Here is a 16,057-nt window from a genome sequence, read left to right as displayed (position 1 = left end):
TTCACCTTCTTTACGATTTCGAAGGTGCAAGACGTTCCACGACAGCCTTGACTTGGCTGATCCGTTCGTCGCGTACGAGCCGGTGGACGGCCGGCAAACGGAGCACGTCCATCGCTTTGAACGAATCGGCGACATGCTCATTCTCTTCTTCGAGACGCGTGATCGCATCGTCAAACAACCGTTGCGTCGACCGTCCGAACAAGACGATGGTATGTAGCTTCGTGCACTTCGAGTGGACCGCTTGTAAATGCTTCGTGTAACGCTGCACCGCTTTATGATAATCTTCATGCGTCGCGAGCGCTTGGCGCTTGCCCCGCAGAAGTTCAGGGTAGTATGACTCGTCGCCGAGAAACATCGTCTCAACGCCGATCCGTTTCAAATAGGGATGGCCACTGGCCTCGGCCACGGCTTGATCATCAATCAAGCGTCCGAACGGAATCGATTCCTCGAGGAGCAATCGGCCCATCTTCAAGCCATTGACGCCATGTAACGGGATGCCTAAATCATCCTCTTGCAGTCGGTCGATCACAAACAATACTTTCATCTTACGTTTCAATGAGAGTTGTACCATGTGTCACCATCCTATTCGCTTTCTTTTCATTATAGCAAACGAAACAGAAAAACAGGGCGCTGATGTCGCCCTGTTTCCTGTGAGTCAGATTAGTCACGACCCCCGTTGCCATTCCCGTTGCCGTTGTTACGGTCATCCGAGTCTGACGTCGATTGACGGCTGACGTCCCCCTCCGAATCCGACTCCCCGTCTGTCTCATCGGTTGTCGGTTCTTCTTCGGTCGGTTCTTCCGTGTTCTCGTCTTCGGTGTTGTTGTCGTTTCCGTTATTCTCATTTTTTTCGTTATTGCCATTGTTCTCGTTGCTCTCACCATCGGTTTGCTCGCCTTCTTCTTCAGGAGGCGTCTCTTCCGTGGCTGGCTCTTCTTCCTCTTCGGCAGCAGGCTCCTCGCTCCGTTCGACCGTGTAGGAAGTTTGGAGCGGGCTCGACTGTTGATCGCCGACGAGCGCGTTCGTCGCGTTGGCGACAATCGTGAACGTCGTCTCCCCTTCACCGAGGCCAGAAATGGCGATGCTCGTGTCTTCGGTCGTGCCGACGACACGCTCGCTACCGTCCGGACGTGTCTCCGTCACGGTGAACGAAAGTCCTTGGTAACCAGCTGCTTCGACTGCTTGCTTGTCGTATGACCACGAGAGCGTACCTGTCTCGCCTGGCACATCGTAGTCAATCGATGCGCCGGTCGGCGCGGCGAGTTTGTCCGGCTGCAAGTCTTTCGGTTTCGTTCCTTTGACGTACAACTCGTTCCCGAGCGAGAGCACCGATTCCGGTTGCTGGAAGCGATCCGGTTGACCCGTCGCTTTCGTCACTTCTTGCATCATATACTCGAAGTAATATTGGGCGTAGTTCGGTTTAAACAACGATACGGGTATGTCATTTGATACACGGGCCGTCCATACCGAAATTGAGTAATCGGTCGTATAGCCGGTAAACCATTTATCATTCTCCTCGCCCTTTTCATCGTTCGTCGTCCCGGTCTTCCCGGCGACGTCGTACGGGAACGCGCCTGGTTCATACGTCCCGTTCGAACCGCTGACGACGTCACGAAGCATGTCCGTCAACATGTAAGCCGTATAGTCTTCCATCGCCTGCTTCGCTTTGATCGGTGAGTTGATCGTCGAGCCGTCATTGAATTCAATTTTTTGAATCAAGTGCGGCTTCGTATACATACCGTTCGTGCCGAGCGCCGCGTAAGCAGCCGCCATTTGTGTCGTGCTCGCTTCTGCTACACCAAGACTGTTTGCCGGCAGAATCTCGTCACCCGCACGCGCCGGCTCGATGCCGACGTTCTCGACGAACGACTCAATCGCCTCCGAACCGAACTCTTCCTGTACTTCATAGAAGGCACGGACGGCTGGTGTGTTCCCGGAAACCGTCAAATAGTAACGCATCGTGTTGGCACCGCGGAACCCTGGATAGTAGTTCCCTGGTTTAAAGGTTTCACTTTCGTCAAACTCTTTATCGATCAAAATTTTCCCAGTCGACCACTGTGCGTTCTCAATCCCTGGGCCGTAATCGAAGAACGGCTTCGCCGTCGAACCGATTTGGCGTTTTTCGCGCGAATAGTCGCGATAGTTCTTATCGCCTTGTTTCGCTTGTTCACTGTCGATAACGGCGACGATTTCACCCGTCTTCGTGTTCAACACGGTCGCTCCCATGCGAAGATCTTCTGGGAACTCACTTGTTGGAAGGTTGACGTTATCGTTCTTAATGTCGTTATTGAACTTCGTATGCAAATCTTTATTGATTGACGTATACACTTTCAAGCCCGTCCCGTAAATGTCGGCCTGCTCGAGACCGTAGTCTTCCTCGAGCTCGGCTTGGACGCGAGCGTAAATAGAGCGCGTGTACGTCTCTTCTTCTGTTTCTTCACCTGGTGAGATGACGTCCGCGATCTCGACGTCGAGCGCCTGGTTGTATTCTTCTTCCGTGATATGACCGTCACGCTTCATCGCTGAGAGCACTTGCTCTTGACGATAACGCGTCAGTTCCTGGTCCCCGTTGATCGGGTCATAGGCACTCGGACGTTGCGGGAGACCCGCCAAAATGGCCGCCTCTTGGTAATTCACTTCTGAGACCGGCTTATTGAAGTAGCGTTTCGATGCCGTTTGGACACCATATCCGCCTGTACCGTAATAGTTCTTATTCAAGTACATCTCGAGAATCTGCTCTTTCGTGTACTCGCGCTCAAGTTTGATGGCGAGCCACTGTTCTTGCAGCTTCCGCTTCAATTTCTTGTCGGTCGACAAGAACGATTGTTTGACGAGCTGTTGCGTGATCGTCGAACCACCTTCGGCCCCAAAGCCGTCCGTCAAGTTCGCGACCACGGCGCCGCCGATACGGCGCAAGTCGATTCCGTTATGTTCATAGAAGCGACGGTCCTCGATTGAGATGACCGCTTGTTGCATCACTTCTGAAATTTCATCGATGGAGACGTACTCCCGAATTTGTCCGCTTCCTTCGAGCGGTTCGCCTTCAGCTGATAATAGTTGGATCGGATACGTATCGACCAACTTCTCTTCATCGAGCGGCGGTGCCGTCGCGATCGCATACGCCGTGTATGCGGCGCCGGCGATGACGCCGATAATGAATAAAATCCCTAAAATCGTTAAAATGCGTCGAAACTTTGACTTCTTCGTTTTTTGTTTCGGCTTCTTGGCCGCTGGTTTACGTTTATTGCTCGTCGTATCTTGTCGACGTGCCATCCGACTTCGTTCCATTCACGCTTCACTCCTTCTATTTCAATCGAGCCACGCCTCAATCGCCGTCAAATAATCGACGGCGGGCATCGCCCGGGTTGGAACTTCAATTGCTTCTTGCTCGATATAAGAGAGCGGAATCGACTTCCGTCCCGATTCGCGCTGTTCCCACCAAACTAATAATTGCTCCGTTGATAACACATATTGCGTATTATAGCGGCTAAACCGAATGATGACAAAACAAACCCCTCCATGCCGCTCGCACTCACGCATGTGGTTGATTTGGTGGTCGTGGAAGTTTCCGAGTGGAAATGACGTCTTATTGTTCGTCTCTTTCGCCTCGAAATCGATGTACTTCCCGCGATACACTCCGTTATAATCGGTCGTCGACGCTTGCTTGAAATACGCCTCGGTCACTTTCGCCGCACTCCGTTTCGGGTAATCGACTTTCACGATTTGCAGCGGTGTCGGCTTCTTATGGATGACCGCTCGTCCATGGAGTCGGTAAAACTCATTCGTGTCGTTCAGCAGCGTCTCAAGGTTCATGCCTCGATTCGCATACGTCTGCGGATTAGAGCGGACCGGCGTTGCCGCAGGTTTCGGCTTTTTCCCGTTCGGATAATGGAACAATGTCGTCACCCCTAGTCTCTAGTTTAACAGGTTGGTCCAGCCGTTCCTTCCGTCTGAAGTCTGATTGTCGAGTTCTGTCGCTCGACTCCTGTGTGGATTTTCCGCAATCCATATCGTACCAAACTCCCGTATGTTAAACTAGTATGTAGTTCATTGTGTAGTCAAATTGACACGACCTTGTTACGGAAGAGCTATTTATTTTTCTGAAATAAGTCTTCTACTTATTAGCCATAATCAAGACAGATTAAACGCAGATTGACGTAAGTTTGAAAAAGTGCGCAATAAGCAATGTAAACCAAGGTTGGAAAACAATTAGCAGGCTCGCTTAGATAAACAGTTGAGCCATGGTTGGAGGAGTAAGATGGAAACACAAAAGAAGTATGTCATGTTCGTCGATGAGACGGGCACGCCAAAAGGAAATACCCAGTTCAACCTCACCGGCGTATTGATGGAATACAAATATGCAATCGATGCCGACGAGGCCGGGATGCCATGCGAGTTGAAGCGCCGGTTACATGCCTTCAAACGCGACGTGTTCAAGACGGAGAATATCCCGCTCCATTTAAAAGAGATTTTAAAGGCCGAGCATCCGTATGGAAAAGAGGATGGCATCACGATCGATATGCTTCGTGACTTTTGGAACAAGTTGCCGGACTTCCTACGCGATATCAACTGCACGATCATCAGCGTCGAGGTCGATAAACAAAAACTTCACGACTTTTATTCAACGCCGAAAGACCCGTACGTCGTCGCCTTCGCCCACTTGATGAAATCGTTTTATGCATTCTTAGAAGAGACGGAAGCGGTCAGCGCCCGTGTCGTCTTGGAGTCGCGAGACGACTATCAAAACTTGCTCATCCAAAAAGCGTTCTTCGATATCTTCAATTCAGGGACGGTCCATCTCGACGTCGAGAAGAGCCGACAAAAGATTAAAGGTTTCATCTTCTCGGAGAAACAGAACACCATCTATCAGTCTGGGCTTGAAATCGCTGACCTCGTCTGTCTCCCGCTCTCGCGCGTACGTCGCGGCGTCATCGAAGTGAAACCACGGTTCGTCCATTATGGGGATGAGAACCGGATCTTCAAAGCCATCAAGGACAAGATTTACATTCGTAAAGAAAGTCCTGACCAAGATTTCCGTAACTGGGGATTCAAAAAAGTACCCATCACGAAAAAACGCCGCGAATGGAGCGACCATCCGTGGAACCATTAAAAAACTGCCTTGCCGAAGCTTCGGCAAGGCAGTTTTTTGATTAACGCAAACCTGGAAGTGTCTCCCGCAAACGACCGAGCGCATTGAGTCCGGCCAGGAACGGTAGGACGGCCACAAGCCCGATTGCCCAATCGATGGACAATATGTCGGTCAACACCCCGGCAAAGATGGCTCCGAACGCATAGCCGCTGTCGCGCCAAAACCGATAAACGCCCATTGCTGAGGCGCGCCAATACGGCTCGGCGACGTCACTGATCGAGGTTTGGAGCGTCGGATAGACCATTGCCGTCCCGATGCCGAGCATGACCGCGGCGAGCACCCATTGCCAATAGTCGGACATGACAAGAATCGCCCAAAGCGAACCGGCCTGGACCCACATCCCGGTGACGATCAATCCTTTGCGTCCGATGCGATCGCTCCATACCCCGGTGAACAGTTGGAAGAAGCCCCACGCCGCGGGATATACCGCCACGATTAATCCGACTTCAGCTAGACTGAGCCCTTGTGCGGCAAAATAAATCGGGAACAAGCCCCATGCCATCCCGTCTTTCAGATTGGTCGACAGACCGGCCACCGTCAGACTCGAGAGCGAGCGATCTTTCCAAGTCGTCGTCATAAATACGTCTCTCGCAGAACGTGTTTTCTCAGACCCGCTCGTCGGTTGGAGCTGTACCTGATTCGTCGTATCGCGGACGAACAGTGATAACCCGAGACCGATGAATGCGACGAGGACGCCGATATAAAACGGTTCCGGCCGACTGCCGTACGTGACGGCAATCATCCCAGAGACGGCGGCCATCACGGCGACACCGACATAACCGGCGAATTCATTCAGTCCGACCGCGAGCCCCCGCTCCGTCGGTTTAGCCAAATCAATCTTCATATTGACCGTCATCGACCACGTCAGTCCTTGGTTGATCCCAAGCAAGACGTTCGCCACGATGATCATCCACCAGGCCGGGGCCAACATGACGAGCACGGGGACGAATAACCCGATCCCCCAGCCGAAGACGAGCACTTTCTTGCGCCCGAATCGATCGGCGATGGCCCCTGCGAAGTAATTGACGACAGCCTTCGAGAATCCAAAGCTGATGATGAACGATAGCGCCGCACTCGTCGAGACGAGACCGAAGTCCTCTTCTCCGATGATGGGCAAGATCGTCCGTTCGAGGCCGACCATCGACCCGACGAAAAAGTTCGTCACGACGAGCAAGATGAAGTTCATTTGATTTTCTTTTATTCCAATCCGGGTTTCACCCATATACATCCTCCTTGCCAATCGCTAACTGGATTGAGTATACCAAAAAATACCCCCCTGCGTATAAAAAGCGTCTTCCTGATCATTGTAATCAGGAAGACGCTTGTTCATTGTCCGGTCGCTTGCTTGGACTTCATTCGTTTCTTGCCTTCGCGGCACATGTGCAACAGCGGACATGTCTCGCAGGCAGGACGTTGCGCTTTACAATGGTAACGTCCGAAAAAGATGAACTGATGATGGAGCTGAGACCATTCTTCGCGCGGGAACTTCTTCATGAGCGTGTCCTCGACTTGACGGACGTTGTCTTTCCAACGACAAATCCCGAGCCGTTTCGAGACGCGCTCGACGTGTGTGTCGACGGCGAACGCCGGTTCATGAAACGCGACGGACAAGACGACGTTCGCCGTCTTCCGTCCGACGCCAGGCAATGCCTCGAGCGATTCGCGGTCCGACGGAACGATTCCGTTATGACGTTCCACGATTTGCATCGACAGCGCCTTCACGTTTTTCGCCTTGTTCCGATAGAGACCGATACGCTTGATTAACGCCTCGATGTCGGCGACGTCTGCCGCGGCCATCGATTCGACGGTCGGATAGGCCTCGAACAGACCAGGCGTCACTTTGTTGACGAGTGCATCCGTCGCCTGCGCCGATAACGCCACGGCCACGACCAGTTCGAACGGGTTGCGGTGCGTCAACTCACAGTGGGCGTCCGGGAACATACGGCGCATCTCGTCCGACACTTCGTTCAATTGGGCTCTCGTCAACATCACTTTTTCCTCCGTTGATAATCGACGAGGTCCTCGAGCGACTCGACGTTATGGTCTTGCCACACCCGGAGGATCTTGTCCATATATTTGAAGTTCCGTACGTTGCGTAGTTTTGCTTCCCGAAGCGCGGCCATGATCAGCTCTTCGCTGAAGCCGTCCTCGGTCAACCAGCCGACAATCTGCTCGATTTCAAATGGAGTGATTGTCCCGAACTCGCGCTCAAACGTATGAATGATGTTCTCATTCAACGAATGGGCCGATTTTTCAGGTGCCGCCCCTTCCTCGAGCGCCAAGAACAATGGAAGCAGACTGTATCGTTCGACCTCGGCCGACGCGTCGATGGCGATCAACTCTTTTTGGAGCAGGCCGAGCAACACGGCGCGGGCCTCGCTCTCGGCCACGTTCATCCGGTCCCCGAGCTCACTCGGAAGCGGCATCTCGATGCCTTCCCCAATCATTTCAAGCAGATGGATGACGAGATTGAACTCGACCGGCGTCAAGTTGAGGCGACGTGCCTCGGTGAACAGTTTCCTCGGAACGACGACTGGATTTTGTTCGAACAGCTTGATTATATTATGTGCATCCATGTCGCACATCCTTTCTAGACAAATCAATCGGGGAAGACAAAGTCATCCCCGATCGGCGATTATGGGTGAATGCGGTTCAAGAGACGTGGGAACGGGATCGCTTCGCGGATATGCTCGATACCGCTAATCCAAGCAACCGTCCGCTCAAGGCCGAGGCCGAATCCAGAATGCGGGACCGACCCGTATTTACGGAGTTCGAGGTACCAGTCGTACGCGTCCGTCTCATCAAGACCTTCTTTGATGATTTCTTCTTTCAAGCGGTCGTAGTCGTCTTCACGCTGCGAGCCGCCGATGATTTCGCCGTAACCTTCCGGCGCGATCAAATCGGCACAAAGGACGAGTTCCGGGTTCTCCGGGTCGACTTTCATGTAGAACGGTTTGATGTCTTTCGGCCAATGGGTGATGAACACCGGGAGGTCATGCGCGTTGGCGATGGCCGTCTCGTGCGGTGCACCGAAATCGTCACCGTACTCGATGTCGTCGAAGCCTTCCTCTTTCAAGAACTTGATCGCATCCGTATAACGGACGCGCGGGAACGGTGCTTGAACTTTTTCAAGTTTTGACAAGTCACGTCCGAGCAGTTCCAATTCGTTACGGCAGTTCTCAAGTGCAGACTTGGCGATGTATGAGACGTAACGCTCTTGGAGCTCGAGGCTCATGTCGTGGTCGAAGAACGCCATCTCTGGCTCGATCATCCAGAATTCGATCAAGTGACGGCGCGTCTTCGATTTTTCGGCCCGGAACGTCGGTCCGAACGAGAATACTTTCCCGAGTGCCATCGCTGCGGCTTCCATATAAAGTTGGCCCGTTTGCGACAAGTAGGCCGGCTGTCCGAAATAATCTGTCTCGAACAATTCCGTCGTGCCTTCCGGTGCGCTCGACGTGATGATTGGTGGGTCGATCTTCACGAATCCTTCTTGGTTGTAGAACTCGTACGTCGCCCGGATCAATTCGTTACGGACTTTCATGATCGCGTGCTGACGACGCGAGCGGAGCCAAAGGTGACGGTTGTCCATCAAGAACTCTGTCCCGTGCTCTTTCGGTGTGATCGGATAGTCGACGGATTCCGCGATCACTTCCATATCTGTCACCTCGAGTTCGAACCCGAGCGGCGTGCGACCACCGTCCGATTTGACGGTACCGGTCACCCAGACCGATGTTTCTTGTGTCACGCCTTTGGCGAGGGCAAACAAATCTTCGGCCACATCGGCTTTGACGACGACCGCTTGGGCGAAGCCGCTCCCGTCACGAAGTTGAAGGAACGCGATCTTTCCGCTCGAACGTTTGTTGGCGATCCAAGCTCCGACCCGGACCGTCTGGCCTTCATAGTCTTTAAATTGGCTGATTGAAATAGTTGTCATGTTCATATCCATCCTTTCGCTTATCGAGCGTTACGTGTAATGAAGTCTTCCACTCGATCGAGCGCTTCTAGTACTCGTTTTAATTCTGTTGCATATGACAAGCGGACGTAGTCGTCCTGACCAAAACCTGAACCCGGGACGAGCGCGACGTACGCTTCACCGAGGACGGCCTCGCACCACGCATCGACCGAGTCGTAACCGCTCATCGTGGCCGCTTCTTTGGCGTTGGCATATAAGTAAAATGCGCCTTGTGGCTTCAAGCATGTGATTCCTGGAATCGCAATGAGTCGTTCATAGACGATCTCGAGTCGTTCAGCAAACGAGACACGCATCATCTCGACGTCATCTTGTGGCCCATTGTAGGCTTCGACCGCCGCAGCTTGCGCGATCGACGTCGGGTTCGATGTCGAGTGCGACGCGAGGTTCGTCATCGCCTCGATGATCGTCTTGTCACCGACTGCATAGCCGATGCGCCATCCCGTCATCGCATGCGACTTTGAGACACCGTTGATGATAATCGTCCGTTCCCGCATGTCAGGAAGCGTCGCGATGGAGACGAACTCCGCCTCACCGTAAACGAGTTTCTCATAAATCTCGTCACTGACGACGAGCAGATCGTGCCGTTTGACGACGTCCGCAAGCGCCGAAAGTTCAGATTCTGTATAAATCATGCCGGTCGGGTTCGATGGGCTGTTCAAGATGACCGCCTTCGTACGATCCGTGATAGCCGCCTCGAGCAGCTCCGGCGTCAGTTTGAACATCGTCGTCTCGTTCGTGTCGACGTAGACCGGAACTCCGTCAGCCAGCTTCACTTGCTCCGGATAACTGACCCAATATGGTACCGGGATGATGACCTCGTCCCCTTCATCTAAAATCGCTTGGAACAGCGCATAGAGGGCGTGTTTCGCACCGGAAGCGACCATGACCTCTGGACGTGTGAACGTTAAGTTGCTGTCGCGTTTCGTCTTTTCGATGATCGCGTCTTTGAGTGCGACCGTCCCGCCAGATGGGGTATACTTCGTGTCGCCATCGCGTGCAGCCTGACAGGCTGCCTCGATGATGCGTTCAGGCGTATTGAAGTCCGGCTCACCGGCCCCTAGCCCGATCACGTCTTGACCCGACGCTTTTAACGCTTTCGCTTTCGCCGTGATGGCGAGTGTCGTTGAAGGTGTCAACTGCTTTACACGTTGTGCCAATAGATGTTCCATTGAGATCCCCCTCTAGTTTCGTCAAGGCGAGTCCGTCAATTGGACCCGTCGAATGAATTCGCCCGCTTGGAGCGTATAGTACGAGTACGTGTAAGACGTGCCCGCTTTTGTCACGACTTCGATCAATGCCCGTTCATCGAAGCCATATTTACAGCTGACGAGCGTACCGCCGGTCTCTGCGACCGAATCGGCACAGATTTGTTCTGAATCGACCGTTGCGATATCCCGTGTCTCGATTGGCAACTTGTCGTCGACCGGCACGAACTGGACCCGATCCGTCTCCTCGAAGACGACATACGGTTCTGTCCCGTTAAACAGTTCGGCCCGTTCAATCGAGACGGACGGTTGCTCGTCGACGAGTCGCTCACGCGCTTCCTCGATCATTTTCTCTTTCGTCCGCTCGGTGTGGCCGACCGTGAACCAATAAATGCCACTAAATACGATGACGACACCGATGAGTGCCGTCATGAACGCAATCACTACTTTTGTCTTCCGTGTCATTCCGTCCGATAGATGGTGAACACCATCTCTTCTTTCTTCGGATCATTCACTTTTTTCTCTAAAGCAAGACCGAACATTAAATCTTGGCTCTTCAACGTACGATTCAACAAGTCGACGATTTTGTAGACGTCTGCCGTCGGCTCGATTCGAACCGTCGCCAACGTCTCAATATTCGAATTCATGATTACTCCTCCTTCAAAAAACACTATACCCATTATTATAAAGCGATAATTTCACGATGCCTAGCGTTATCTCTGATTTCCTAGCCCGGTCTTCTCTTTCTCGTCTAAAAACAGCTCAAGTTCAGCGAGTGCGGTCTCGAGCGGTCCGTCAATTCGATCGACGGATGGTAGACTGTTGATGAACTGCTTGCCGTAACGCGTCGTCTCGACGCGACGGTCGAAGACGAAGATGGCGCCATAATCCTCTTTCGAACGGATCAGGCGACCGACCCCTTGCTTGAAGCGGATGACCGCTTGCGGAAGCGATAGTTCAAAGAAAGACGATTTACCGGTCGCCTCGATCTTCTCGGACCGAGCCTGCATGACCGGCTGGTCGGGCGGCGCGAACGGAAGCCGGACGATGATGAGGCAGGTGAGTGCCTCGCCTGGAATATCGACCCCTTCCCAAAAGCTTGCCGTTCCGAACAAAATCGACTGGTCGATCCGCTTGAACTGTTTCGTCAAGCGGCTTCGCGATCCGCCGCTGACCCCTTGGGCGAGGAGCGTGTACGCCTCATCCAATTGGTCTTTGACAGCCTCGTGCGTCAAACGCAACAGTTCGTTCGACGTGAACAAGACAAGCATCCGTCCTTTCGTCACGTTGGCGATTTGGGCGATCGAGTCCGCGATCTGCTCGACGAACCGCGGCAACGGAACTTCGTTGATGAGCGGGATGTCGGACGGCACGAACAGTTTCGCTTGCTTCTTGAAATCAAACGGTGACGCCAGGACGACGCGGCGAACGTTTTCCCCATCGAGTCCGAGACGCCGCTCGATGAAGCCGAATCGTCCTGAGACGGTCATCGTCGCAGACGTCAGAATGGTCGGCCGTTTGGCGAACAGCCGCTCATGCAGGAGCGGTCCGATCTCGACCGGCTGGGTGTACACCGAGGTCAACTTGCGATTAGCCAGATTGAGCTCAACCCAACTGACGGCATCGTCGTCCCGCGTGAGCATCGTCTCGTAGAGGACGCTCTCGATATCGCGCACGTCGCCGATGAATGCCTTCAAATCACCGAGCACGGCCCGTTGTTTGAACGTCATATGCTCTTTATGCTCATCGAGGAGACGGTGCAGTTGTCGCAATGTCGTCCGTAACGTGCGCAGTCGGTCCTCGAGCCGTTTCGCCACTTCACGAATCGGTCGGAACGGTTCCCCTTCCCGCTCGAAGCGGACGGTTTGACGTTGCTCCCGCTTTTTCCCGAGCGACTGGAGCGCCGTGAGCAAATCGTTCAGCTCATCGTCGACGCGGGCGAGTGCTTGATCGGTCGCTTTGCTGAACGCCTCCGCCTCTTCCGAGACGGACGTCAAATCGGCGAGCCCGAGCACGCGCGAATGAAACTTGCCGTCGGCACCGTAGCCGAACCATTTGAACAGGCGGTCAAATTGAATCGCGTCAAACGTGACTCCGAAGTGATGCGACGCGACTTCCTCGACTTGATGCGCCTCGTCCAAGACGAGTGGCGTATCGGTCGGGAGAATCCCAGCCTGGTGTTGCAAATCAGAGAACAACAAAGCATGGTTCGTCACGATGATATCGGCCTCTTTCGAGCGCAAGACGGCCCGGGTGAAGAAGTCACGGCTATACCAAGGGTCGAAGCGACCGAAGTCAGAGGCTGCATCGGCCTGGATCAGCCGTTTGAACGAGGCCGGCCCTTGTGACGCCGCACCGGGCAATGACAACTCTTCCAAGTCCCCCGTCTCGGTCTCGGTCAACCAGACGAGGACCATCGCTTTGCACATCGCCGGGAGCAGCCCGTCATTCGTTTCTTCGAGAATCATCTCGAACTTTCGGAGGTCGATGTAGTTGCGTCTCCCTTTCAAAAGTGTGAACTCGATTTCAGGGAAAATCGCTTTTAAGATTGGTAAATCTCGATTCAACAACTGTTCTTGCAACTGAATCGTATGTGTGCTGACGACGACCGGGCGCTTCGTCTCGAGGGCGTGGTGTGCGCTCGGAATCAAATACGCCAATGTCTTTCCGGTCCCCGTACCCGCCTCGATCAACAGCGTCGCCTCGTCGTCGAGCGCCTTATAGACGTGTCGCATCATCTCGAACTGGCTTTGACGCGGTTCAAATTGACCGAATAGCGCCGGAAGCGTCTCTTCGATTGTCCGGTGAAGAAACGGCTCGAACGGTTCGCGTTCGACAGCGGGTTCGAATGTATCGACGAGACGTCGGAGTGCGATTTTCCGATGAATATCGAACGTCGTCTCATCGTCGGCTCGGATCCCGACCTCAAGAATCAACTCGTCGAGGAGCGGTTCGACGTTGCTCGTCCACGACTCGGACAGGCGTCGTAACTGTTGTAACGTCACGAGTGGTAAGGCGCGCAACCGTTCAATCAAACGAATGAACAGTTCTGCCGTCGCTTCGGCATCGCTGAGCGCCCGGTGCGCGTCAGTATGCACGAGATCAAACGTCTCGGCGAGCGACTCGAGCGCATGGCTCTCAAGCGTCGGGTATAGGATCCGGGCCAGCTCGACCGTATCGATCGCTCGCCCTTGGAACGGCAAGTACCCGGCTTGCTCGAGGCTTTCATTTAAAAAATTCAAATCGAAAGACACGTTGTGGGCGACGAATATTCGCCCATCGAGCATCTTCCATATATCTGGGATCACTTCCTCAAACGTCGGGGCTTCCGCCACGTCTTGGTTCGTGATCGTCGTCAACTGCGTGATAAAAGGCGGGATTGGGCGACTCGGGCGAATCAAGGTACTGTAGCGCTCAATCACTTCACTCCCTTGAACGACCACCGCCGCAAATTCAATCAGTTCGTCGCCGGACTTGACGGAATGACCAGTCGTCTCCAAATCCACTATCACATAGGTGTCCATAACATCCATCCCATCTTCGGCACGCTCGTGCTTTCTGTCTGTCTCATCTTACCATAGAACGATACACGAAAAAACGGGGATGCCTCTATCGGACATCCCCGCTCGTTTCATAGAATCGTATGGGCGATCTCTTCATAAAGAAGTTGATCGATCTCGTTCCGTTCGTTCAAGACGGCGACTTTCGGACGATGCTGTTTCGCTTCCTCGGCCGTCATTTGGCCGTACGCCATGATAATGACGACATCTCCGACTTGGAAGTGGCGGGCCGCTGCCCCGTTCAGACAGACGACACCCGAACCTCGTTCTCCTTTGATGACATACGTCTCGATACGAGCTCCGTTATGGTTGTTCGTGATGTGCACATGTTCGTTTTCCATGATGCCGACCGCGTCCATCAAATCTTCATCGATTGTGATTGAACCGACGTAATGCAAGTTCGCCTCGGTGACGGTCGCTTTGTGTAGTTTCGCGTGCATAAATGTTCGAATCATTGGATTCATCCTCTCTTCCAAATCACATTATCAATCAAGCGGGCCCGTTCGAACTGCACCGCTACGGCAATCAATAGTTCGGTCGACGCGGAGGTCACCTCGGTCAACGTCGGGTAGTCTTTGATCTCGACATAGTCGATCGTACTGTTTGGGATGTTCTTCAGACGTTCCTCGAGATGTGCTTTCACATCTTGAATCGTTTTGCCTTGTACAAGCGCATCCTTTGCTTCAGCCAATGCCCGATTGATGTCACTTGCATCCGCCTTCTCCGTCTCCGACAAATAGACGTTCCGGGACGACTTGGCGAGACCTGATTCTTCACGGATGATTGGACAGCGTCGAATCTCGACCGGGACGAAATAGTCACGGACGTATCCTTCGATCAAGGCGACTTGTTGCGCGTCCTTCAAACCAAAATAAGCACGCGTCGGACGGACCAAGTTGAACAGCTTGGACACAACGGTCAAAACGCCATCGAAATGACCGGGCCGGCTCGCTCCGCAGAGGACATCTGCGCCGGTACGTACCGTGACGCGAGCCATGTCGAGCGGATACATCGTCTCCGTGTTCGGGTAGAACAAGACGTCGACACCCGCCTCGCGGGCGAGCGCCTCGTCACGCTCGAAATCACGCGGATAGCGGTCGAGGTCCTCGTTCGGACCGAACTGGGTCGGGTTGACGAAAATGCTCATGACGACGAGGTCGTTCTCTGACCTGGCCGCCTCGACGAGACTGAGATGCCCTTCATGCAAATAACCCATCGTCGGGACGAAACCGATCGTCCCGGCGTCGGTCAACAGTTTCTGTAAGTCATGTGGTGTCGTGACGATGTTCATGCCTTGCCCCCGTAGAGCGTGTCGAGCAACGACTCATCCATCGTGAACGTGTGCCGTTCGAGCGGGAACGAGCCGTCTTTCGTCGCCTCGACATAATTGCGGATTGCCGTCGTCGCGACCTCGTTCACATCAGCATACGCCTCGACGAACTTCGGCAGACGGTCGACGCCATATTTCAAGATATCGTGATAGACGAGCACTTGACCGTCCACGTCGGCACCGGCACCGATGCCGATGACCGGGATTGTAAGTGCCTCGGCAATCTTTTTGGCCAATTGGTGCGGCACACACTCGAGAACGAGCATCTTCGCACCGACCCTTTCGGCCTCGAGACTGTCGGCGATCAACTGTTCGGCATCCTCGAGCGATTTCCCTTGTACTTTATAGCCTTCAAGTACACCGACCGATTGTGGGGTGAGGCCAAGATGGGCCACACACGGCATACCGACTTTCGTCAGACGTTCAATCGTCTCGAGCACCTCACCGGCCCCTTCAAGTTTGATGGCATCGGCCTGACCGTCTTGGAATAACGTCGCGGCCGCTTGAAGCGTGCGGTCGAAGTCGCCATGGTATGTCGCGAACGGCATGTCGACGACGACGAACGTGTTCCGTGCCCCGCGGCGCACGGCCTTGGCATGGTGGACCATGTCGGAGGTCGTCACTGGGATTGTCGAATCGTAGCCGAGCACGACCATTCCGAGCGAGTCCCCGACTAAAATGATGTCGACCCCTGCTGCCTCGGCCAGTTTCGCCGACGGATAATCGTAGGCCGTCAACATGACCAATTTCTCTTCTTGCTTCATCTTCTTCAATAACGAAGTCATCGTGTGCATATGGTTCTCCTCCTAAATGTGGAGACAGGTTACAAAAAACGCC

The 16,057-nt window shown here is 53.7% G+C and carries 15 protein-coding genes; 1 reads left to right on the top strand and 14 read right to left on the bottom strand.

Going from position 1 to position 16,057, the window contains the following annotated elements:
• Positions 1-10: 10 nt before the first annotated feature.
• The 3 genes from KNP78_RS12115 to recU form a co-directional block, all read right to left on the bottom strand.
• Positions 11-571, bottom strand: a complete 561-nt coding sequence (locus KNP78_RS12115; RefSeq protein ID WP_251128543.1) for a hypothetical protein — start codon at positions 569-571, stop codon at positions 11-13.
• 89 nt (positions 572-660) lie between these two features.
• A complete protein-coding gene (locus KNP78_RS12110) occupies positions 661-3,288 on the bottom strand; it encodes a transglycosylase domain-containing protein (RefSeq protein ID WP_214824553.1) in 2,628 nt (875 codons plus the stop codon).
• 21 nt (positions 3,289-3,309) lie between these two features.
• A complete protein-coding gene (gene recU / locus KNP78_RS12105) occupies positions 3,310-3,906 on the bottom strand; it encodes a Holliday junction resolvase RecU (protein WP_084592793.1) in 597 nt (198 codons plus the stop codon).
• 352 nt (positions 3,907-4,258) lie between these two features.
• Here recU and KNP78_RS12100 point away from each other — a divergent pair, with 352 nt between their 5' ends.
• On the top strand, positions 4,259-5,110 hold the full coding sequence (locus KNP78_RS12100) for a DUF3800 domain-containing protein (protein WP_034777355.1): 852 nt from the start codon (positions 4,259-4,261) through the stop codon (positions 5,108-5,110).
• A gap of 40 nt (positions 5,111-5,150) precedes the next feature.
• Here the strand turns inward: KNP78_RS12100 and KNP78_RS12095 are convergent, their stop codons facing one another.
• The 11 genes from KNP78_RS12095 to panB form a co-directional block, all read right to left on the bottom strand.
• A complete protein-coding gene (locus KNP78_RS12095) occupies positions 5,151-6,371 on the bottom strand; it encodes an MFS transporter (RefSeq protein ID WP_214824550.1) in 1,221 nt (406 codons plus the stop codon).
• 104 nt (positions 6,372-6,475) lie between these two features.
• Entirely contained in the window at positions 6,476-7,138 is a 663-nt protein-coding gene (gene nth / locus KNP78_RS12090; protein WP_034777352.1) for an endonuclease III, read from the bottom strand.
• Entirely contained in the window at positions 7,138-7,725 is a 588-nt protein-coding gene (locus tag KNP78_RS12085; protein WP_034777350.1) for a DnaD domain-containing protein, read from the bottom strand. Before KNP78_RS12085 ends, nth begins: the two co-directional genes overlap by 1 nt.
• A 59-nt stretch (positions 7,726-7,784) precedes the next feature.
• A complete protein-coding gene (asnS, locus tag KNP78_RS12080; RefSeq protein ID WP_034777348.1) occupies positions 7,785-9,086 on the bottom strand; it encodes an asparagine--tRNA ligase in 1,302 nt (433 codons plus the stop codon).
• 20 nt (positions 9,087-9,106) lie between these two features.
• The gene (locus tag KNP78_RS12075; RefSeq protein ID WP_034777347.1) at positions 9,107-10,294 is read right to left on the bottom strand and encodes a pyridoxal phosphate-dependent aminotransferase; all 1,188 of its coding nucleotides are present in this window, start codon (positions 10,292-10,294) and stop codon (positions 9,107-9,109) included.
• A gap of 21 nt (positions 10,295-10,315) precedes the next feature.
• The gene (locus KNP78_RS12070) at positions 10,316-10,774 is read right to left on the bottom strand and encodes a hypothetical protein (protein WP_235420184.1); all 459 of its coding nucleotides are present in this window, start codon (positions 10,772-10,774) and stop codon (positions 10,316-10,318) included.
• A 17-nt stretch (positions 10,775-10,791) separates the two neighbouring features.
• Positions 10,792-10,977: a YpmA family protein gene (locus tag KNP78_RS12065; RefSeq protein WP_016509977.1), complete on the bottom strand. Its 186-nt coding sequence runs from the start codon at positions 10,975-10,977 to the stop codon at positions 10,792-10,794.
• 66 nt (positions 10,978-11,043) lie between these two features.
• A complete protein-coding gene (dinG, locus tag KNP78_RS12060; RefSeq protein ID WP_214752775.1) occupies positions 11,044-13,854 on the bottom strand; it encodes an ATP-dependent DNA helicase DinG in 2,811 nt (936 codons plus the stop codon).
• 107 nt (positions 13,855-13,961) lie between these two features.
• On the bottom strand, positions 13,962-14,345 hold the full coding sequence (panD, locus tag KNP78_RS12055; RefSeq protein ID WP_021067221.1) for an aspartate 1-decarboxylase: 384 nt from the start codon (positions 14,343-14,345) through the stop codon (positions 13,962-13,964).
• A 5-nt stretch (positions 14,346-14,350) separates the two neighbouring features.
• A complete protein-coding gene (panC, locus tag KNP78_RS12050; RefSeq protein ID WP_214824547.1) occupies positions 14,351-15,181 on the bottom strand; it encodes a pantoate--beta-alanine ligase in 831 nt (276 codons plus the stop codon).
• Positions 15,178-16,014, bottom strand: coding sequence for a 3-methyl-2-oxobutanoate hydroxymethyltransferase (gene panB, locus KNP78_RS12045; protein ID WP_138859551.1), 837 nt, complete (start codon positions 16,012-16,014; stop codon positions 15,178-15,180). The genes panC and panB overlap by 4 nt, the downstream gene beginning before the upstream one ends.
• Between the last annotated feature and the right edge of the window lie 43 nt (positions 16,015-16,057).

The organism is Exiguobacterium sp. s28 (assembly GCF_018618135.1).
Classification (GTDB): Bacteria; Bacillota; Bacilli; order Exiguobacteriales; family Exiguobacteriaceae; genus Exiguobacterium; species Exiguobacterium mexicanum_A.
The sequence above is the reverse complement of the archived record's forward strand: the minus strand, read 5'-3'. Positions and strand labels throughout refer to the sequence as shown.

Coding starts and splice junctions, on each gene's coding strand:
- KNP78_RS12115 (WP_251128543.1), bottom strand. CDS start 571: ATGGTACAACTCTCATTGAAACGTAAGATGAAAGTATTGTTTGTGATC.
- KNP78_RS12110 (WP_214824553.1), bottom strand. CDS start 3,288: ATGGAACGAAGTCGGATGGCACGTCGACAAGATACGACGAGCAATAAA.
- KNP78_RS12100 (WP_034777355.1), top strand. CDS start 4,259: ATGGAAACACAAAAGAAGTATGTCATGTTCGTCGATGAGACGGGCACG.
- KNP78_RS12095 (WP_214824550.1), bottom strand. CDS start 6,371: ATGGGTGAAACCCGGATTGGAATAAAAGAAAATCAAATGAACTTCATC.
- nth (WP_034777352.1), bottom strand. CDS start 7,138: ATGTTGACGAGAGCCCAATTGAACGAAGTGTCGGACGAGATGCGCCGT.
- KNP78_RS12085 (WP_034777350.1), bottom strand. CDS start 7,725: ATGGATGCACATAATATAATCAAGCTGTTCGAACAAAATCCAGTCGTC.
- asnS (WP_034777348.1), bottom strand. CDS start 9,086: ATGACAACTATTTCAATCAGCCAATTTAAAGACTATGAAGGCCAGACG.
- KNP78_RS12075 (WP_034777347.1), bottom strand. CDS start 10,294: ATGGAACATCTATTGGCACAACGTGTAAAGCAGTTGACACCTTCAACG.
- KNP78_RS12065 (WP_016509977.1), bottom strand. CDS start 10,977: ATGAATTCGAATATTGAGACGTTGGCGACGGTTCGAATCGAGCCGACG.
- dinG (WP_214752775.1), bottom strand. CDS start 13,854: ATGGACACCTATGTGATAGTGGATTTGGAGACGACTGGTCATTCCGTC.
- panD (WP_021067221.1), bottom strand. CDS start 14,345: ATGATTCGAACATTTATGCACGCGAAACTACACAAAGCGACCGTCACC.
- panC (WP_214824547.1), bottom strand. CDS start 15,181: ATGAACATCGTCACGACACCACATGACTTACAGAAACTGTTGACCGAC.
- panB (WP_138859551.1), bottom strand. CDS start 16,014: ATGCACACGATGACTTCGTTATTGAAGAAGATGAAGCAAGAAGAGAAA.